The organism is Acidobacteriota bacterium, from assembly GCA_012729555.1.
In the GTDB taxonomy this organism is placed as follows: domain Bacteria; phylum Acidobacteriota; class UBA6911; order UBA6911; family UBA6911; genus UBA6911.
The window spans coordinates 195,013-213,745 of record JAAYCX010000010.1; the positions used below are offsets into that span (position 1 = coordinate 195,013).

Here is an 18,733-nt window from a genome sequence, read left to right on the forward strand (position 1 = left end):
ACGGAAAAAAGGGGGGCTTACCAGCCCGATTCCATGCCGTAAGGCACCGTGGTCAGCAGCGCCTCGATCCGGCGGATCCGGCCCTCCTCGATCTTGAAGATCTCGGCGATCATGGAAGAGTAGGGCTGGCGCAGCATCGGGCGGACATCGACCATCTCCCGGTCCGGGGTTCGCGAATAGCGGGCGACGCTCCCGTCGTGGTCGAAAAAGCCGAAAGCCATGGCCAGGCCCGTGACCGGGTCTACCGCCTCGAAGCGCCTTTCGCGGATGTCGGTGGTGATCACCGAGAAACCTGTGTCGAACTGCTCCCGGCAACCCAGGGCCTGCATCGAGCCAGCCGGGAAATCGGGGTTGTTGGAGGTGATGATGCCGTTTTCCCTCCGCTGGCAGTCGGGGTGGAAAGGGACGTTCCCGCCGTGGTTGTCGGTGTCGAGGCCGGTGAAATAGCTGTTGCCGACGGCGACCAGTTCGGCCCGCGACCGCCGCCCATCGGCCGGGACCGGCTCCATCATGCGCGGGTGCGGCTCCGTATGCGTGACGTAACGGGCGCCGGCCGCCACCGGTACGACCATGGAGTCGTTGCGGACCACGATGCTTTCGATCTCGGAGATCCACCCCCCAGCCTCGATCTTCAGCCGCGTCGCGAGGAAGTTCCGGTTCCCGTTTTCGTTGATGTTGCCGAGGAGCGCCACGGCCCCCGCCTCCTCGTCGATCACGTCCACCCGGTAGGTGGGCATGGCCGAGGCGGTCCGCCAGAGCCCCTGACCGATGTTCAGTCGGATCCCGTTTTCGGTGTATTTGGCCCCCGGGGTGAGGGGGAGGCGGGAAGGCTCGTGGGCGACCAGGGCCTTGAGGTATCGGGTCATGAATCCGGCCAGGCACTCCCGGTCGCACGCGACCTTCACCCTGAACCCGCCGGCCGCATCCCCGGCCGGGACCTCGTCGGCAGCGGGGGGACCGGTGCGGGTGCCGCACGCGGCCGCCGCGAGCAGGGGCCAAAGACAGGCTGCAACCCTCAGGAACTTCCTCATGGCACGCTCCCCCTATCCTCCCGGAGGCGCGCGGCGGGGCGGCCTCCGGCCGATGCCCTAATGTATCCTTTTTCGTGCGGCCCGCACAATGGGAATGGGTGCCCGGCCCTACCTGGCCGAATAGCCGCCGTCGACGACCAGGTCGGCGCCCGTCACCCAGCGCGCGGCGTCCGAGAGGAGGTAGACGCAGGCGTGCGCGACGTCCTCGGGGGTTCCCAGCCCCAGCGGGTGCCGCTCCTCGAGCTTTCTCCGCTTTTCCGGATCGGCGATGTGGGGGAGGGTTTCGTTGATGGGGGTGATGACGGCGCCGGGGGAAACGGTGTTGACCCGGATCCTCCTGGGGGCCAGCTCGCAGGCCAGCGAGCGCGCCCCGGCCAGCAGCGCCCCCTTCGTCATGGAGTAGAGGGTTTTTCCCGTTTCGCCGCGGCTTCCCATCACCGAGGAGATGAACAGGACGCTGCCACCTTCCGCGGCGAAGGAGCCGGCCCTCGCGATCTCCCGGGTGAGATAGAGGGCCGAGTAGACGTTGACGTGAAACAGCGCGTCGATCCGCGCCCGTGTCGTCGAACGCAGGGGGAGGGTGGCGGAGGCGCCGGCGCAGTGGACCAGGCCGTGCACCCGGCCGCACGTTTCGCCGAGGGCGCGCGCGAGGGCGACGACCGCGGCTTCATCGGTCAGATCGGCGGCGAAGAGGCGATGGCCGCCCGCGGGGTCCATCGAGGCGAGCGTCCGGCCGAGCCGTTCCCGGTCGCGGCCGATGAGGGCGACCGAGGCCCCCATGGCGGCGCAGGCGAGGGCGCATTGCCGGCCGATCCCGGAGGACGCCCCGCTGACGACGACCCGTTTTCCCTCGAGGCCGAAGGGGTTCATACTTCCACCATCTCGCTGATCCGGCAGTCCACGAAGGGGACGATGGCCGACCCCCAGGTCATCCCCACCCCGAACGCGCTCATCAGCAGCAGCCGGTGCCCGTCCATCCGGCCCCGGAGCTCGCTGACGATGGTCAGCGGGAGGGAGACCGAGGAGGTGTTGCCGTACTTCCCGATGGTGGACGGGACCTTTTCCGGGTCGAGCCCGAGCCTGCGGGCCACGTGCGCGTTGATGAAGCTGTTGGCCTGGTGCAGGACGATGTAATCGAACCCGTCCAGGCCGCGCCCCGTGCGCGCCAGGAGGGCGCGGATGTCGCGCGGCACCTCGCGGTTGACGAAGGTGAACACGTCCGCCCCGTGCATGTACCCCTGTTCCTCGCTGCGGACGTTCCCGTGCCCGTCCACCACCCGCTCCCTGACGGTTTCGGCCGAACTCGGGCGGCGGTATCCCCCGGCGTCGATCCTGATGAGGTCGCCGCGCGACCCGTCCGAGTGGAGCGAGAAGTGGGACGCGCCGAACCTGGTGTCCCGCTCGACGAGGGCGGCGGCGCCGGCGTCCCCGAACAGGAAGGCCGTAGTGCGGTCTTTGGGGGAATAGACCTTCGAACGGGTTTCCCCGTCGAGGACCAGGCCCCTTCGCAGCCCGGAGGCGAGCATCAGCGAATAGGCCACCGCCATGCCGTAGAGGAAGGCGGAGCACCCCAGGTTGATGTCGAAGGCGAGGGTCGACCGGGGGAGGCCGAGGCGGTCCTGAAGCAGGACGGAGGTGGCGGGCATGCGGTAATCGGGGGTCTGGGAGATGAAGACCAGCAGGTCGATCTCCTCCCGGTCGACCCGGTTGTCGGCCAGCAGCCTTTCGGCCGCGGCGAAGCAGAGATCGGACGCCGTCGTCGACGGATCCGCGAACCGCCGCTCGCGCACGCCGATCTTGTCCACGATCTCCCTGACATCGGCGGCCGGGAAGTGCCCCGTGTACCGGTAGTTGTCGATGACGGTGCGCGGGACCGCCGCGGCCAGCGCGGTGATGCCGGCTCCCGTGAAGTCCAGGTACGCCATTATGCCCCGGTCGCCGCGCCGTACACCTGCCCCACGGTGCGCAGCTCGCGGAACTCGGCTTCCTCGAGCCGCAGGTCGTAATCCTCGTCCAGCATCGCGATCAGCGACAGGTAGGCGAGCGAATCCCACTCCTCGTATTCGCGGAATTCGTCGTCCATGTGGATGTCGCGGTCTTCGAGCTGCAGGCTTTCCCTGAACCGTTCGATGAATTTCTGCTTCATGGGATCCCATCCAAAAAGGTCAAAGATTCTTCATGATTCTGGCCGGGTTTCCGAAATAGGTCACCCCGTCGCGCGTCCTGCGTATCACCACGCTCCCGGTCCCGATCCGGGTGCCGCGGCCGATGGCCACCCCCTGGAGCACCAGGGCGCGGGCGCCGAAAAAATTGCCGTCCCCGACAGTCACCGCGCCCGAGAGGCGCACATCGGGCTGCATCACGTTGAAGCTCCCTGTTTTCACGTCGTGGCCCAGGGAGACCTCCCCGTTGAGGAGGTTGAAGTCGCCGAGCTCGACGTCGCAGCTGATGCGGCAGTTGTGGCCCAGGATGTTGCCCCGGCCCATCCCGACGCTCTCCCGGTCGAAAAAGAGCACGGTGGGGGCGACCAGGTTGGGGAAATGGACCAGGGGGTTGGTGATTTTCGAAACCAGGGCGCGCACCGTGTCCGGGGACGCGATCGCCATGACCACGGCCAGCGGCCTTTCATGACGGTTCAGGGCCCCGAGGCCGCCGATGACGCCGCCGTAGCGGTTGGATCGGCCCTCGGGCACGCCGTCGTCGAAATAGCCGATGACGTTCCACCGGGGCGCCGCCTCGTTGATCGAGCGGACGATCGCGGCCAGTTCGCGGCCGAACGCTCCAAACCCGTATATGGCAAGATCCGTCATCAGGCGCTGTCCACCCAATCGCCCCGCCCAGCCGCGGGACAGAAACATCCCCTAATCTGTTTATATCCCTGATGCCGCGGATAGACAATAGGTTCATCCCCGGCAGGATCCCCGTGCGGGCCGGGACCGGCAACTACCCCCATAGTTTTCGATCAAATTCCGTAACATCCGCCGGCGGGCACAGTATCTAATGAACGTGAAGATCAAAAGACCCATGGGCACATTGCGGGGCGGGGGAGGCGCCGCCGCCGAGGCGGAGAGGGCGGGGTCCGCCAGGAGCGCGGTGACGTACCTGGCCATCCCGAGACCGTGGTTCATCTCCCTGCTCGTCATCCTGGTCGCGCCCTGGCTCGCGGTGGCCGCCTTCCTCCTCAAGCCGGAGGCGCCGGCCGAAGGCCGCCCCCCGGACCCGGCGCAGGAAAGACGCGTGGGGCGATGGGGGAAACTGACCCTCCTCCCCATCGTCATCGCCCCTCCCATGGAACTGGTGTTCACCGACTGGGGATTTTCGCCGCACCCCGCCTGGTTCTTCCCCGGGACGGACGCCGACGGGGCCGTCGCTCTCCTGCGGGCGGTGGGGGTGCCCGGGGAAGACGCCGACCGGCTGCGGGGAAAGATGAGGACCGAGCGGCGCACCGGCGGGGTGCTCCTCCTGCCCGACCCGGCCTGGGTTCGGGGACTCGAGCCGGGGCTGCGCGGCCGACTCTACCACTTGCTGGCCGGCAACGGATTCAATCCAGACCAGGTGCAGGCTTTCCGGTTCCGGGGGGCGAGCCTGGAGGAGTGGCTCGGCGGCGCGATGATCGACGGGCGCACCCGGGGCCTGGTGGAGCCCCTGGTCTACCGCGACGGCGACTACATGCTCTTCTCCGACATCGAACTGGTGCGCGCGGAGATCGGTGAAGAGGAGCTGCGGCGGCTGGGCAAGGGGCTGTTCCGGCAGCGGACGGTCCTGGCTGGCCTTTCGGTGGGGGCGCCGGGCGATCTCGACGCGCTCGTCGAGTACTGGGGGCGCGGGGGGCGGCGCACCGAAATCAGGCCCTTGCTGGAATCGATCTCCCGCGGGGAGAGCGAGACGGTGGACGTGGTCCACCTCCTCCCCCCGTTCGCCCGCGACCGCCTTTACAGCTACCCGCAGCTGTCGGTGGCGGACCTGGACCGCCCCACGGTCGCCAACTGCCTCTGGACGGCGCTCAACTTCTTCTCGTCCCGGCCCGACGACCGTTTTCTCGACGACGCCGTCGCCCTCCGGACCCTCCGGGAGGACTACTTCATCGTCGAGGGGGAGCTGGAACTGGGGGACATCATCGCCTTCGTCGACGAGTCGGGCGACTTCTTCCACGCCGTCGTGCAGATCGCGGACAACCTGGTGTTCAGCAAGAACGGGATTTCGGCCCTGTCGCCCTGGACCCTCATGACGCTCGAGGAGGTCAAGGGCTACTACCGGTGGCGGTCCGAAAACCCGCGCCTGATCGTCCACCGGCGGAAGGGCCTCTGAGCCCTCCGGCCGCCCGCGGGCGCCTTCGCCTTTTCTTTCCCCCTCCCATGCATTAAGCTGCTCTGAGGTTCCCGGTCGACGGGACCGGTTCGATCCGGAGGACGCATGACCCGACACTATGATCTCGCCGTCATCGGCAGCGGCCCCGCGGGGCACTCCGCGGCGATCCAGGCCCGGCGGCTGGGCGCGCGGGTGGCGATCGTGGAGAAGCGGTACGCCGCCGGCGGCGAGTGCGTCAACACCGGGACCATTCCCAGCAAGGCGATGCGCGAGGCGGTGCTGCACCTCACCGGGTACCGCCAGCGCGGCTTTTACGGCGCCGGGTATACGGTCAAGGAGACGATTACGGCCGAAGACCTGCGCCGGAGGACCTACCAGGTGGTCGAACTGGAGAGCGGGGTCTTCGACCGGCAGCTGCGCCGCAGCGGCGTGGAGGTGCTCCGGGGGGAGGCGTTTTTCCTCGACAGCCGCCGGCTGGGCCTGGAGGGGTGCGCCGATACGGACGAGGTCCGGGCGGACTCCATCCTCGTCGCCTCCGGTTCCACCCCCGCGCGCCCCGCGTCGGTCCCGTTCGACGGCGCCGCCGTGGTGGACTCCGAGAGCTTCCTCTCCATCCCCTCCCTGCCGCGCTCGATCATCGTCATGGGGGCCGGGGTGGTGGGGGTGGAGTATGCCTGCATGACGGCGGTCCTGGGCATCAGCACCGTGCTGGTGGATAAGCGGGAGGGCCTGCTCGATTTCCTCGACCGGGACATCGTGGAGGGGCTCAGGGCCCACCTGGGCGAACTGGGGGTTTCGCTCCGGCTGGGGGAGGAGGGCCGGATCGAGAGGGCGCCCGGCGGGGTGCGCGTGGAACTGGGAGGGGGGGCGCTCGAGGCGGAGATGCTGCTCTACGCGGTGGGGCGGCAGGGGAACGTCGAGGGCCTCGGCCTGGAAAAGGCGGGACTCGAGGCGGACGCCCGGGGGAGGATCGGGGTCGACGACCATTTCAGGACCCGCACTCCCGGCATCTTCGCCGCCGGGGACGTCATCGGGTTCCCGAGCCTGGCCTCCGTGTCGATGGAACAGGGGCGTCGGGCCGCCTGCTGCGCCCTCGGGGCACCCGCCCCGCCGATGGCGCGGCCGCTCCCCTCCGGCATCTACACGATCCCCGAAATGTCCACCGTGGGGGCGACCGAGGCGCAGCTGAAGGCCGAGGGGGTTCCCTATGAGACCGGCCTGGCGCGCTTCGGGGAGATCGCGCGCTCGAACATCGTGGGCGACACCCGCGGCCTGATGAAGCTCCTCTTCCACCGCGGGACCGGGCGCCTCCTCGGGGTCCACATCCTCGGGGAGGGGGCGGCCGAACTCGTCCACATCGGGCAGGCCGTGCTCGCCTTCGGCGGGGGCCGCGACTACTTCCTCGAGACCGTCTTCAACTATCCCACCCTGGCCGAATGTTACAAGGTGGCGGCCATGACGGGGAGCGACGGGGATCGTTTTTAAATCGTCACCCCGGGGGAATATGAGCAGATCCAGCGTAGCCGTCGTCAAGACTTCGCCCCAGCGGGTGATGCAGGATATCCAGCGTCTGATGGAACTGGCCGGGTTCCGGGAGGCCCTGCCGCGCGATCGCGCGACCATTCTGAAGGACAACATCACCTGGCATCTGCCCTTCCTGAGCGCAAACACCACACCCTGGCAGCTGGAGGGCGTGATCCGGGCTTTGAGGGATGCCGGATATCGCGATATCGTGGCGGTCCATAACGACACCGTTGTCACCAACCCGCACAAAGGGGGGCGGCTGAACCGGCTCACACCGATCTACCGGAAATATGGCGTCAAAGAACTCTTCAATTTCGACCCGCGTGACATTTCCTGGATACGCTACACCCCAAACGCCCCGATGCGCGTACTGCACCGGATATACCCGGAGGGGATCAGGATCCCCGAATATTTCGTGGGGAAAAACATCCTTCATCTGCCCACGCTCAAAACCCACATCTACACGACCACCACCGGGGCCATGAAGAACGCGTTCGGCGGGCTCCTGAACACGAAGCGGCATTATACCCACAGCTGGATCCATCAAACCCTCGCGGACCTGCTGGCCATCCAGAAGGAAATCCATTCAGGCATTTTTTCGGTCATGGACGCCACGCTCTGCGGCAACGGCCCCGGTCCCAGGACCATGGTCCCGGTGGAAAAGGATTTCATGTTGGCGAGCGCCGACTCGGCCGCCATCGATGCGGTCGCCGCAAGGATGATGGGGTTCGACCCGATGGCCATCGACTATATCCGCCTGGCGGATGAAAGCGGCTGGGGAACGGGAAAAATGGAGGAGATCGACGTCCTCGGGCATGACATCGCCGAGGCGAATTTCGGCTTCTCGGTGGGCGACAACATGGCGAGCAGGGTGGGAGACGCCATCTGGTTCGGGCCCTTGAAGGCGCTCCAGAAAATCCTCGTCCGCACGCCGCTGGTCTACACCCTGATCTTCGGCTCCTACCTCTACCACGACTATCTTTGGTGGCCCCTGAGAGGGAAGAGGCTGCAGCGGATTCATGCAAGGAACACGAAGTGGGGAAGGCATTTTGAGTCCTATCCGGAGGTATAGCGGCCTGCTCAGGCTTCTGCGGCCCCGGCAATGGGTGAAGAATCTCTTCGTGTTCCTGCCCGCGTTCTTTGCCGGCCGCATAATGGATCCCGGGCTCCTGGCGGGCACGGGCATCGCCTTCACGGCGTTCTGTCTTGTCGCCAGCGCCGCCTATATCGTCAATGACGCACGGGACAGGAAGATGGATCGTCGTCATCCAGTGAAGCGGGACCGGCCACTGGCCGCCGATCTGGTGTCGGTGAGGGCGGCCGCTGCCGCGGCGGCGCTCCTGGGCGGTTTCGGCCTGGTCCTGGCTTTCCAGCTCAGACCTCCCTCGTTCCTCCTGATCGGGCTGTACCTGCTGATGAATCTCGCCTACAGCCTGGGACTGAAACACATTCCCGTACTGGACGTCATCATCGTGGCCTTCGGCTACGTGATCCGCATATATGTCGGGGGGGTTGTCGGCGGAGTCGAGATCTCGCGTTGGATCGTTGCCCTGTCGTTCCTGCTGGTCCTGTTCCTGGCGGTCGGCAAGCGCAGGGAAGATGTGCTTCTGCTGACCGGATCCGGCCTCGTGACGCGCCGGGCGGCCGGCAGCTACAGACCTTTCGTCGATGCCGCCACGGCTGCGCTGGCCCTCATCCTCCTGGTCGCCTACAGCGTCTATGCGGTTTCATCGGGGGCCGCCCAGAGGTTTCAGAGCGAAAGGCTTTATCTGACAACCGTCTTCGTGCTGCTGGGCATCCTGCGCTACCTGCATCTGACCTGCATCAGGAAGGAAAGCGCGGACCCGACGGAGTTGCTCTACGGGGATCCCTGCATGAAAGCCGCGCTGCTGGGATGGATCGTGACGTTCGCAGTGATCATCTACCGGGGATGACGTCCACCCCGGATGATTCCGATGGAAGGGGACACCTGATGCGCGCCCTTTGTTCCCGCCCTTTCGCTGGCCGGGACCTTGAGGTGAACGCCTGGCGGCCGGCGATCGTGGCCCTGGCCGGCCTGTGCCTCGTGGCGGTCTGCGCCCATTACGGTGTTCAGGTCGGGCGCGGTGGACACGAATGGAAGACGGCCGATTGGCTGATCAATTTCGAGGGGGGGTGGGTCCGGCGCGGACTGACGGGACAGCTCCTCCACGGCCTGTCGGGGCTGGGGTTCCCGCTCCTCTGGAGTACGTTCTGGCTCCAGGTGCTGGTTCACTCCACCGTCGCCGTTCTCGTTCTGCGGCTCTTTTTCTCCGAGCGCCGGAGCGCCGGCTGGCTGGCGTTGCTCTTTTCCCCGGCATTCATCCTCCTGTTTCCTCTCTATGACATGGAGGCGGGCTTCAGGAAGGAGATCCTGGTATTTCTTTCGTTCAGCCTCCTGGCCCTCGGATCCATGAAGGGCCGGCTGCGTCACCCGTATGCCGCGGCATCGCTCGGATGCTATGCACTCGGGGTGTTCTCCCATGAACTGGTCTCGCTCTGCGTCCTGTTCTTCGTCTGTCTCCTCTGGAGGTTCCTGCAGGCCAACCCGGGGGAGAGAGCCGCCGGGAAGATGTACCTCGCGGGCTTCCTGGCGCTCGCGGCGGCGGGGCTCCTGTTCTCCGCCGCCTTCCGCGGAACGGAACGGACGGCACAGGAGATCTGCCTCTCGCTGCAGGGGAGGGGCTTGAACCCGGAGATCTGCGGCGGGGCCATCCGCTGGCTTGCCCTGGATTCCGAGCATGCCTGGGACCGGGTCGTCATTCCCCTGCCCCGGTACCTGCTGCTGTACCTTTTCCCCCTAACGGCCGCCCTCGTCCCCCTGTTTCTGGCCCGTAAACCGAGGCGCCTGAGCCTGTGGCTTCTGGCATGCATGATCCCGCTTGTGCCGCTGTTTGTCTTCGCCACCGACTGGGGGCGGTGGATTCATGCAGGGTTCACGCTGGCCGGCATCGTGCTCCTGACCGAATCCCGCAGGGAAAAGGTGTTCCTGCCGAAGGTGCCCATCGCCGTGGTTGTTCTCTATGCGAGCGTCTGGAGCGTGCCCCACTGGATTCCGGAGGGAGGCTCCGGCTTTTTCGGTGCATTCAGTTTCCTTGCCCGCTGGTGGGGGAAATTTTAGCGCCCGGCGTTGCTGTCGCCGCAAGTGGGCGAAAGCCGCAATTCCAGCCTCCCGCAGCCGAACCCGGACTGTTTCCCTCAGACCGTTCTCCCATGGAAACCTGGATGACGGCCATCGATTGGCGGCAGGATTTGCTTTGTGTAGAAATATTTAGTATACTAAATGATTCTCGGCCGGTGTCCTGACCCGGGGCAACGACCTGCATGGACCAATTCCCCCAAAAGAAAGGACACCGATGGAAGGCTACACCCTGGAACTCACCCCTCCCACATTTCGCCGCCTGGATGACGGGCAGCTCGAGCGTATCCACGAGGCGACGCTCGAGATCCTGTCCCGCGTCGGCGTGACGGTCGACTGCCCGGAGGCCCTGGAACTCCTCGACGGCGCCGGAGCGGACGTGTCCGATCCCCGAAAGGTCCGCATCCCCGGGGACGTGATCGAGAAGGCCCTGGCGAGCGCGCCGGGCGCCATCGTGCTCCACAAGCGCGACGGCACCCCCTACGTCACCCTTTCGGGCAGCCGCTGCACCTTCGGCGGGACCCCGGACCAGCCCGACATCCTGGACCCCCGGGACGGGCGGAGGCGCCCCTGCCGGATTTCGGACGTGGTGGCCAATGCCCGCCTCATCGACGCGCTCCCCAACCTGGCGTGGTCCTTCACGAGCATGTGGGCGGGTTACCCCCAGGGGCTCCCCGCGGTCCTGGCGGGGAAGGTGTCCTTCATGATCCAGCTCGAAAACAGCGATAAGCCGCTCGGGTCCTCCATGGCCAACCTCCAGAGCCTGCGGGACCAGCTCGAGGTGTGCGCCCTCGTGGCCGGGGGCGCCGACGAGCTGCGCCGCCGCCCCTTCTTCTTCGGGTCGGTGGAGCCGATCAGCCCGCTGGTCCACGGCCGGGACGCGCTGGAGAAGAGCCTGCTCCTGGCGGAGCACGGGGTCCCCAACGTGGTCTACTCGATGCCGATGGCGGGAGCCACCGCCCCCGCCACCTTCGCCGGGACCCTGGCCGTGATGAACGCCGAGGTCCTGAGCCACCTCGCCATCATCCAGCTCAAGAGGGCGGGCGCCCCCGTGGTCTACGGCGGCATGCCGAACGTCATCGACATGAAGACCACGATCTACCCCTACGGCTCCCCGGAACTCAATCTCCTCGTGATCGCCGCCACGGAACTGGCGCACCACTACGACCTGCCCATGCTGGGGACGGCCGGCTGCACCGACGCCAAGGTCCTCGGGCTCCAGGCCGGCATCGAGGCGGCGCAGCAGTGCCTGGCTTCGGTTCTCTCGGGCGCCAACATGGTCCACGACGTGGGCCTGATGGACCACGCGACCATGATCTCGCCCGAGCTGATGGTCCTCACCGACGAGCTGATCGGGATGACGGGGGCGATGACGCAGGGGCTGGAGGTCAGCGACGAGACCCTCGCCCTGGACCTGGTCGGGAAGGTGGGGCCGGGGGGGAGCTATTTCGCCGAGGAGCACACCTTCGAGCATTTCCGGGACTTCTGGGCGCCCTCGGTTCTCGACCGGAGCCGGGGGGCGAAGGCCGCACCGGCCGCCCCCGTGCGCCACAGCGAGGAGCTCCTGCGGGAGAAAACGCTCGGGCTCCTCGGGCATACCCCGCCGCCGCTTGCGCCCGGCCTCCTGGCGGAGATCAAGAAGCTGGAAAAAAGCTGGTTCCAGCGCCTCGGCCTCGACTACGCCTACCCGGAGGAGTGAGGAGGCCGGCCGCGCCTGCGCCCGGGATTGCGCGGCCGCAGCTGCCGCATCTGCGCGCGCCGTCCGGCCAGTCCCCGCACCACCGGGACCGGCTCGCCGGTTTCGTAATCGAGACCGGCCGCGTAAACGGCGGCGGCCGGCGTCATCGGCAGCGGGATGAAATCCTGGACCTGTTGCAGCTTCCACCCCTCCCGGCGGACAAAATGTTCGACGGCTTCCATCTCCCTCTCCGTCGAACCGGGGAAATTGGAGATGAAGTAGGGCACCAGGTACTGCCGGCGCCCCGCCGCGCGGCTTTCGGCCTCGAACGCCTCGCGGAAGGCGTGGAAGGTCTCCGGGCCCGGCTTGCGCATTTTCCGGAGGACCCGGGGGTGCAGGTGCTCCGGGGCCACCTTCAGATGGCCCGACACGTGATGGCGCGCCAGTTCCCGGACATATTCCGGGCTTCGGAGGGCCACGTCCATCCGGATGCCCGACTGGATGAACACGTGCCGCACCCCCGCGACCTCCTCCACCCGCCGCATGAGGCGGATCGCCGCTTCCGGGTGGAGTTCGAGGTGCGGGCAGAGGGAGGGGAAGAGGCAGCTCGCCCGGCGGCAGACGCGGCAGGCGGCGACCGCGCCGTTGACGCAGCCGTACAGGTTCGCCGTCGGCCCCCCCAGGTCGGTGACGGTGCCGCTGAAACCGGGGGAGGCCGCCATGATCCGCACCTCCCCCAGGATCGATTCCTCCGAGCGGCTCGAGAGCAAGCGGCCCTGGTGCAGGCCCAGCCCGCAGAAGGAACAGCCTCCGGCGCAGCCGCGCACCACGGTCACCGAATCCCGGATCATCGTAAAGGCGGGGATCGGTTCCCCGCCGGAGGGGTGCGGCGCCCGCGCGAAGGGGAGGCCGTAGACGCGGTCCATGTCCGCCGTGTTGAGGGGGGGCGCCGGGGGCTCGATCCGCACGGCGCGCGCCCCGTGCCGCTGCACGAGCGGCCTGCCGCAGAAGGGGTTCTGCTCCCGTTCGGTCAGCCGCGTGAGTTCCCGCACCTTCCGGATGTCGGCGCGGCACTCCTCGAGCGACGGCAGGAGGACGCAGTCGGCGAAACGGTCGGTGTCCGACTCCCGGGCGCCCGGCATCCGGGCCGTCCCCGCGATCCCCTCCAGGGGGAGGCCCCGGGCGATGCGGCGGGCGATCTCGACGACGGCCCGCTCCCCCATGCCGTACACCAGGATGTCGGCCTTCGCGTCGGCGAGGATGGAGGGGCGCACCTGGTCCCGCCAGTAGTCGTAGTGCGCCGTCCGGCGCAGGCTGGCTTCGATCCCCCCGAGCACCGTCGGGACTCCCGGAAACGCCCGCCGCGCCAGCTGCGCGTACACCACCGTGGCCATGTTGGGGCGGCGGCCGACGGCGCCGCCGGGGGTGTAGGCGTCTTCCTTCCGCCTGCGGCGCGCGGCGGTGTAGTGCGCCAGCATCGAGTCGAGGTTCCCCGCGGTGACCCCGCAGAAGAGGCCGGGGCGCCCCATGACGGCGAGCGACGCCGGGTCGGCCCAGTCCGGCTGGGCGACGACGCCCACGCGCCACCCCTCGGCCTCCAGCACCCGCCCGATGACGGCCGCCCCGAAGGAGGGGTGGTCGACGTAGGCGTCCCCGGTGACGAGGAGCACGTCGAGTGCGTCCCAGCCGCGGGCCTGCATCTCCGCGCGCGTCGTGGGGAGGAAGGCACAGGATTTCAGCGGATGTCCTCCGACAGGAAGGAATCCCGGGCGACGACGCCCGCCAGGTGACAGTAGTGCCATTCGGGATCGGCCGGCGTCCACCCGCCGTTTTCGTAATCGGCGCAGCCGGCGGGCCTCGAGAGCGGGTACTCCTCGAGCGGGTCGCGCTTCAGGTTGTAGAACAGGCAGTCGTCGGCGCCGCCGGTGCAGACGACCTTGTAGGTCGCGTTGCGGGCTCCCACCATTTTGGTGCCCCCCGTCATGAGATTCTCGGTTTCCGTGAGGATGTAGTCCCGGTCCGGGTCACGGACGGTTTTCTCCCTGTTGAACAGGATCGGGGCGAGCGACACGGCGTCGAGCGGCACCTTCGCGGCGCCCGTGCTGTCGGACACCGTCCCGGGCGGGGTGAGGCCCGCCAGGGCCAGGACGGTGGAGAAGAGGTCGGCCACGTGGACGAACTCGGCGCTCTCGCCGCCGGCCGGGATCGAGGGTCCCCGGACGGCCATGGCGACGCGGGCCCCGCTCTCGTAGGCTGTCCCCTTGCCGCGCTCCTTGCGCGTGATGTACATGTTGTCGATGAAGTCCAGCTGCGGCCGGCCGTACATCGGGGTGCCGTTGTCGCTGACGAAAATGACGTAGGTGCCGGGGGCGACGGCGTCGACCGCCTCCAGGAGCCGGCCGAAGACCGTGTCGAGCGAGTTGGTCATCGCCCGGTTGAGAGCCTCGCCGCTGCAGGAACCGACGGTGTTCGAGCCGAAGGTACCCCCGCACGCCTTCATCTCCGCGAGGCTCGGCGCGTCGAGGGTGTCGGCGTTCGGCACGGCCATGGCGCTCGGCTGCTGGATGATGGTGGTATGGGAGAGGTTGAAGGCCAGCCAGGCGAACCAGGGCCGGCCCTCCTTTTCGCGGGCGGTGATCCATTCGATGGTGTCGGCGACCTTGACCACGGGGGCGTAGTTGGTGGGAGCGATCGCGCGGAGCGATTTCACCGGCATCGGCTCGGAGCGCCACCGGTCCGCCGGGGTCGCGGCGTCCTGGACCAGGTACTCGTAGTCCCAGAACGAATTGATGGCGGCGTGGAGGTTCCCCCTGAAAAGGTCGAACCCCGCCTGCTTCGGCTTCATGCCGGGATAGTCCACCGGCTTGCCCGGCAGCCCGGCCATGTGCCACTTGCCGAAGGCGGCGGTGCTGTACCCCCCCTGTTCCTTGAGCATCCGGACGAAGCTCGTGTGTTTCGATGAGAGGGCGTCGGCGTAGGTCGTCACCTTGGTTTTGGCCGCGAACAGCCCCGTGAGCACCGCGGCGCGGGTGGGGGAGCAGAAAGGGTGCGCCCACACGTTGGCGAACCGCATCCCCTGCCGGGCGAAGCGGTCCAGCACGGGGGTGGAAGCGGGTTTGCCGTCGATCCTGCCGTAATCGGGATGGTCGAAGCCCTCCGGACCGTACCGCCGGACGAGGTCCGCGATCATGCCCGGGTACATGTTGGTGGTGGCGTCCATGCCGACGTCGTCGGCGATCACGAGCAGGATGTTCGGGCGGCGGGATTTTGCTCCGTCCCCGGCCGGTTCCTGCGCCGCGGACAGCCCCGTCCAGAGGAGGGCGGCCGCAATCATGGGCGTTGCCTTGGTCGTCGCTTTCATCAGGATGTATTCCTCCAGTTTCGTCACACAGCCCAGGCCCCCTGCCGCCTACTCCGGGGTTTCGCCGAGCAGGGAGCGGGCCTTGCGGTAGACCTTGTCGATCCCCACCAGGGAGTCGTTGTGCAGCGTCCGGTACACGATCTCCAGCCGTTCCTTCGCCCTGGGCGCGACGGGGCCCCCCATCAGTTCGGCGGCCGCATAGTAGGGGAGGGCGCCTTCGATATCCTTCGCGCTGTCCAGGCTCAGGCCGATGCCGTAAAACCCTTCCGCGTATTTCTCCGACGCCAGGGCCTTTTCATATTCCGCGACCGCCGCGGCGTGGTCCCCCCTTTCGGCCAGGGAGGCGGCCACGATGTGGCGGCAGACTCGGACGAGTTTGCGCACGAGGTCCCGGTTTTCCCCGTCGGACATCGCCGCCCGGTCGATCGATTCGAGCGCGAGGCGGGCGTAACGGGCCGCCCGCTCGAGATCGCCGGCGGCGTAAAGGCGCGTGGCGAGGTCATACCGGAGGGCGTAATCGCCGGCGAACTCGGGCATGGCGAAGGTCTTTTCGGCCCATTCGACCGTCTTCTCCCGGTGACCGGCTTCGAGGTGACAGGCCAGGATCTGCCGCGCCAGGGCGGGAGCGGGCGAGGCCTCGTACACCGGCTCGAGTCGCGCGGCGCACTCCGCGTGCCGGCCCAGCTGCAGGGCGGCGTTTCCGGCGAAGGAGGACACCCTCACATCCGCAGGGCTACCCCGGAGCCACCGCTCCCCCAACTCGAACACCGCCTCGTATTTTCCGTCCTGGTAGAGGGAACTCAGGGCCGCGAGGAAGTCGTCCCCGGCCCGTGCCGCGAAGCCCGAGTCGGGGCTGCGCGCGAGAAATTCGAACAGCGCGGCCGCCCGCCTTTCCGCGTCCGGCTCCCCGAGGACCGTATAGTAGGCGCGGTACTCCTGTTCGACGCGCACGACGCCGTCATAGTCCTCGTTCCGTATCTGCTTGATGAGGGGGGATTCGGGGTGCTTCTGGATGAATTCGAACAGCCGCTCCGCGCGCCGCTCGGGGTCCGGTTCGCTCCTGGCGGACTCGAAGGCGTCGTACTCCTCGCTCATGATCGAATGGATTTCCGCCTGGGCGCCGGCCTCCCCGGGCGGGTCCTGGGCGCCGAAGGAGGTGAGGGCCCCGGGAGCGATCAACGCCAGCCACCCCATACTCGTGAGCGCCAGGCGGCGGGGCAGGGTCGACATTCCCGTTTCAAAGAGATGGGGCATGGCCGTCTTCTTTCTCCCGCTGAAGGTTTCGGGCGCGATACCGCGATGGAGACGATTTTACTATGAAAACGAACCGGCGACACCAAATTCTGCGGCCGGAATGCCCCCGGACGGAAGTTCGGGATCAGCGGATGAGGGGGATCAGCAGGCGGTGCAGGGCGTCGTTGTCCTCCCGGCTCATCCCCTCGAAGATGCAGGCCAGGCGGTCCCTGCCGACCATCCGCAGGGCCCTGGCTTCGATGGTGATGACGTCGGTCCCGGGGGGGAAGACCGAAAGGCGCACCGCACTGCCTGCGGGGACGGGCCGGGACACGCGCGCCAGGAGCCCGTTCAGGCTGATGTCCTCCGTCGTGGCGTGCACGGTTCCGTTCTCCGTTTCCATGGCGAGCGGGAGGGCGAGCAGGATGCGGCGGAAGCGGCGCTGCTCGCGCAGGATGAAGCCCTCGGAGGCCTTGACGAAGCGCAGGATCCGGCGCCGGTCCAGCGGCTTGAAGAGAAAGAAGTTGCCCCCGGCCTCGTACCCGCGGTTCATGACCCCGGGATCCTCGTCCCCCGTCATCATGACTATGGGCGTGTGCATGTTGAATCCGCCGGAGCGCTGCAGGCGAGCCAGCTGGAAGCCGTCCGGGGCGGGCATGTGAACGTCCAGGAACACCGCGTCGAACTTCTCGCCCGGGAGGCGCTCCGCCGCCCGGGCGCTGTCGGTTTCCAGGATCGCGTCGATCCCCGCGCGGGCCAGGACGGCCTTCACGACGCGGCCCACGGCCGGTTCGTCGTCGACCAGGTAGAATCTCGTGCCCATTTCCTCACAACTCCCGCGCGGCGGACGGATCTCCCCCCCGGGAGGCGCCGACCGCCCTCGGGGTTCATATCGTGCGGGCGGGGGGAAAGCATGAGCCCGGCGGGCGATATTTGCGAAAAAGTCGGGTCGGGGCCGCGCCCGGCCCGTTCTGTAGTAATATCAAGTCTGGCATCATTGAGGGTCAGAACCGAAGGACCTGCGCCATTCCGGCCGGGTCGTGTCGGCCGGGAATGAAACAACAATTACTTCTGGAGGGAAACAAAGATGAAACATGGCCGATGGAGCCTGATGACGGGCGTATTGGCGGCGGTCCTGGCCGTGGGAGGGGGGCTCGCGGCCTTCCAGCCTTCGGCCCAGGCCGGGGAGTGGAAAATGGTCGATCCCCAACCGAAGGTCGGGGAGAAGATGAGAATGGCCTCGTTCCTCGACGGGAAGATAGGGTTCACGGGCGGGGCCGGGGACGTCGGCAAGGCGCACCTCACCTTCGACGGCGGCCAGACCTGGACGGTGGCCGACACCAGCGGCGGTTGACTCTACTTCGTGGACATCGTGGATGTCCAGACGGTATGGCAGTGCGGGATGAAGACCGTCAGCGTGAGCACGGACGGCGGCAAGACCTGGAAAACCCTTGAAGGAAAGGCGGGGGGCATGGGGTGCATCATGGCCTTCGCGGACGCAAAAACGGGCTGGCTCGGCTTCGGCGACAAATTCGAAATGACGGCCGACGGCGGCCAGACATGGAAGCCCCTCGCCCTGCCCCAGGGCGTGGCCAAGGTGGCGGCCGTGTCGCTCCGCACCCCCGCGGAAGGGTACCTCCTTGACGACGCGGGCGTGCTCCACGTCACGACGGACGGGGGCAAGAGCTGGACCGCGCGTCCCCTGGGCCTCAGCGCCCCGAAAATCCAGGGATTCGCGGGCGGCCCCTTCATCAACGAGATCCCGCAGGCGGCCGTACGTTTCACCGACGCCGGCCACGGGGTCGTCGTCCTCGGCCTCGAGGGGAAGAGCGGCATGATGGCCCTGCGCACGGCCGACGGCGGCAAGACCTGGAAGGAGGAACCCCTCCCCGCCCGGTTCGGCGCGCCCTACGTTTCGCGCGACGGCAAGTTCCTGGCCGTGAACAAATGGAACGAGGGGGTCCAGCTGCTCCGGTACGAGTAAGCGGCTCCGGGTTCGGGTATTTCAGATCAGGGCAGGGCCGTCGGGTCCTGCCCTGTTTCATTTTGATCGGGGGGACAGTCACCACTGTCCCCCTTGGTGGATCAAGATCCCTATATAGTCGAGATAATGCGGATCAGGCTGGTCGGTCCGATCCGCCCGGTTTGGCGCGATTGTGTGCCTGCAACAAATACCCGTGCGTAATTAATCCATTTTGATCGCGCCGGGCTTCGGCTACAATACCTCCAAATCAAGAGGATGCCTCCCGGGCAAATACGGCAGAGGATCCTTCCTGTCCTTGGTAAAACCTGAATTTTAAATAATTGCCGGGCATTAAACCGCTTCATTCACGAAGCGCACCGAAAACAGCATTGTAATGCGGTTCTGGCTCCTTGGAAACAAGATTGCGGTGGTGACTTCAGAGAAAACGGTGACCAAGGACCATTGAAATGGGTCCGAA

Annotated in this window: 17 protein-coding genes; 8 read left to right on the forward strand and 9 right to left on the reverse strand. The window is 67.2% G+C overall.

What is annotated here, in order from left to right; translation table 11 throughout:
• Positions 1-17: 17 nt before the first annotated feature.
• From GXY47_02150 to GXY47_02170, 5 genes are all read right to left on the reverse strand, one after another.
• A complete protein-coding gene (locus GXY47_02150; GenBank protein ID NLV29932.1) occupies positions 18-1,031 on the reverse strand; it encodes a hypothetical protein in 1,014 nt (337 codons plus the stop codon).
• Between the two features lie 108 nt (positions 1,032-1,139).
• Positions 1,140-1,901 (reverse strand): SDR family oxidoreductase, encoded by a 762-nt coding sequence (locus tag GXY47_02155; GenBank protein ID NLV29933.1) that lies wholly within the window; start codon positions 1,899-1,901, stop codon positions 1,140-1,142.
• Positions 1,898-2,956: a ketoacyl-ACP synthase III gene (locus GXY47_02160; GenBank protein ID NLV29934.1), complete on the reverse strand. Its 1,059-nt coding sequence runs from the start codon at positions 2,954-2,956 to the stop codon at positions 1,898-1,900. Before GXY47_02160 ends, GXY47_02155 begins: the two co-directional genes overlap by 4 nt.
• A complete protein-coding gene (locus GXY47_02165; protein NLV29935.1) occupies positions 2,956-3,177 on the reverse strand; it encodes an acyl carrier protein in 222 nt (73 codons plus the stop codon). Before GXY47_02165 ends, GXY47_02160 begins: the two co-directional genes overlap by 1 nt.
• 19 nt (positions 3,178-3,196) lie before the next feature.
• The gene (locus GXY47_02170) at positions 3,197-3,841 is read right to left on the reverse strand and encodes an acetyltransferase (GenBank protein NLV29936.1); all 645 of its coding nucleotides are present in this window, start codon (positions 3,839-3,841) and stop codon (positions 3,197-3,199) included.
• Positions 3,842-4,055: 214 nt separating this feature from the next.
• Between GXY47_02170 and GXY47_02175 the strand changes: the two genes are divergently transcribed.
• From GXY47_02175 to GXY47_02200, 6 genes are all read left to right on the forward strand, one after another.
• Positions 4,056-5,339, forward strand: coding sequence for a hypothetical protein (locus GXY47_02175; GenBank protein ID NLV29937.1), 1,284 nt, complete (start codon positions 4,056-4,058; stop codon positions 5,337-5,339).
• Positions 5,340-5,444: 105 nt separating this feature from the next.
• A complete protein-coding gene (sthA, locus tag GXY47_02180) occupies positions 5,445-6,824 on the forward strand; it encodes a Si-specific NAD(P)(+) transhydrogenase (protein ID NLV29938.1) in 1,380 nt (459 codons plus the stop codon).
• Between the two features lie 19 nt (positions 6,825-6,843).
• Positions 6,844-7,935, forward strand: a complete 1,092-nt coding sequence (locus GXY47_02185) for a DUF362 domain-containing protein (GenBank protein NLV29939.1) — start codon at positions 6,844-6,846, stop codon at positions 7,933-7,935.
• Positions 7,936-7,969: 34 nt separating this feature from the next.
• The gene (locus tag GXY47_02190) at positions 7,970-8,797 is read left to right on the forward strand and encodes a UbiA prenyltransferase family protein (protein ID NLV29940.1); all 828 of its coding nucleotides are present in this window, start codon (positions 7,970-7,972) and stop codon (positions 8,795-8,797) included.
• Positions 8,798-8,880: 83 nt separating this feature from the next.
• Positions 8,881-10,002: a hypothetical protein gene (locus GXY47_02195; protein NLV29941.1), complete on the forward strand. Its 1,122-nt coding sequence runs from the start codon at positions 8,881-8,883 to the stop codon at positions 10,000-10,002.
• A 235-nt stretch (positions 10,003-10,237) separates the two neighbouring features.
• Positions 10,238-11,719, forward strand: coding sequence for a trimethylamine methyltransferase (locus GXY47_02200; protein NLV29942.1), 1,482 nt, complete (start codon positions 10,238-10,240; stop codon positions 11,717-11,719).
• On the opposite strand, the gene GXY47_02205 is transcribed toward GXY47_02200, so the two are convergent.
• The 4 genes from GXY47_02205 to GXY47_02220 form a co-directional block, all read right to left on the reverse strand.
• Positions 11,704-13,398 carry a YgiQ family radical SAM protein gene (locus GXY47_02205; protein NLV29943.1) on the reverse strand — a complete coding sequence of 565 codons (1,695 nt, stop codon included), beginning with the start codon at positions 13,396-13,398 and terminating at the stop codon, positions 11,704-11,706. The two genes, GXY47_02200 and GXY47_02205, sit on opposite strands and share 16 nt — an antisense overlap.
• A gap of 35 nt (positions 13,399-13,433) precedes the next feature.
• Entirely contained in the window at positions 13,434-15,086 is a 1,653-nt protein-coding gene (locus GXY47_02210; GenBank protein NLV29944.1) for a sulfatase-like hydrolase/transferase, read from the reverse strand.
• A 21-nt stretch (positions 15,087-15,107) separates the two neighbouring features.
• Complete coding sequence (locus GXY47_02215; protein NLV29945.1) at positions 15,108-16,313, reverse strand: hypothetical protein; 1,206 nt, start codon at positions 16,311-16,313, stop codon at positions 15,108-15,110.
• Between the two features lie 124 nt (positions 16,314-16,437).
• The gene (locus GXY47_02220) at positions 16,438-17,115 is read right to left on the reverse strand and encodes a response regulator (protein ID NLV29946.1); all 678 of its coding nucleotides are present in this window, start codon (positions 17,113-17,115) and stop codon (positions 16,438-16,440) included.
• 264 nt (positions 17,116-17,379) lie between these two features.
• Between GXY47_02220 and GXY47_02225 the strand changes: the two genes are divergently transcribed.
• Both GXY47_02225 and GXY47_02230 read left to right on the forward strand, forming a co-directional pair.
• Positions 17,380-17,646, forward strand: a complete 267-nt coding sequence (locus tag GXY47_02225) for a hypothetical protein (GenBank protein ID NLV29947.1) — start codon at positions 17,380-17,382, stop codon at positions 17,644-17,646.
• Positions 17,647-17,655: 9 nt separating this feature from the next.
• Positions 17,656-18,276, forward strand: a complete 621-nt coding sequence (locus GXY47_02230; protein NLV29948.1) for a hypothetical protein — start codon at positions 17,656-17,658, stop codon at positions 18,274-18,276.
• Positions 18,277-18,733: the final 457 nt, after the last annotated feature.

Coding starts and splice junctions, on each gene's coding strand:
- GXY47_02165 (NLV29935.1), bottom strand. CDS start 3,177: ATGAAGCAGAAATTCATCGAACGGTTCAGGGAAAGCCTGCAGCTCGAA.
- GXY47_02200 (NLV29942.1), top strand. CDS start 10,238: ATGGAAGGCTACACCCTGGAACTCACCCCTCCCACATTTCGCCGCCTG.
- GXY47_02205 (NLV29943.1), bottom strand. CDS start 13,398: ATGCAGGCCCGCGGCTGGGACGCACTCGACGTGCTCCTCGTCACCGGG.
- GXY47_02155 (NLV29933.1), bottom strand. CDS start 1,901: ATGAACCCCTTCGGCCTCGAGGGAAAACGGGTCGTCGTCAGCGGGGCG.
- GXY47_02160 (NLV29934.1), bottom strand. CDS start 2,956: ATGGCGTACCTGGACTTCACGGGAGCCGGCATCACCGCGCTGGCCGCG.
- GXY47_02150 (NLV29932.1), bottom strand. CDS start 1,031: ATGAGGAAGTTCCTGAGGGTTGCAGCCTGTCTTTGGCCCCTGCTCGCG.
- GXY47_02220 (NLV29946.1), bottom strand. CDS start 17,115: ATGGGCACGAGATTCTACCTGGTCGACGACGAACCGGCCGTGGGCCGC.
- GXY47_02225 (NLV29947.1), top strand. CDS start 17,380: ATGAAACATGGCCGATGGAGCCTGATGACGGGCGTATTGGCGGCGGTC.
- sthA (NLV29938.1), top strand. CDS start 5,445: ATGACCCGACACTATGATCTCGCCGTCATCGGCAGCGGCCCCGCGGGG.
- GXY47_02215 (NLV29945.1), bottom strand. CDS start 16,313: ATGCCCCATCTCTTTGAAACGGGAATGTCGACCCTGCCCCGCCGCCTG.
- GXY47_02185 (NLV29939.1), top strand. CDS start 6,844: ATGAGCAGATCCAGCGTAGCCGTCGTCAAGACTTCGCCCCAGCGGGTG.
- GXY47_02170 (NLV29936.1), bottom strand. CDS start 3,841: ATGACGGATCTTGCCATATACGGGTTTGGAGCGTTCGGCCGCGAACTG.
- GXY47_02175 (NLV29937.1), top strand. CDS start 4,056: ATGGGCACATTGCGGGGCGGGGGAGGCGCCGCCGCCGAGGCGGAGAGG.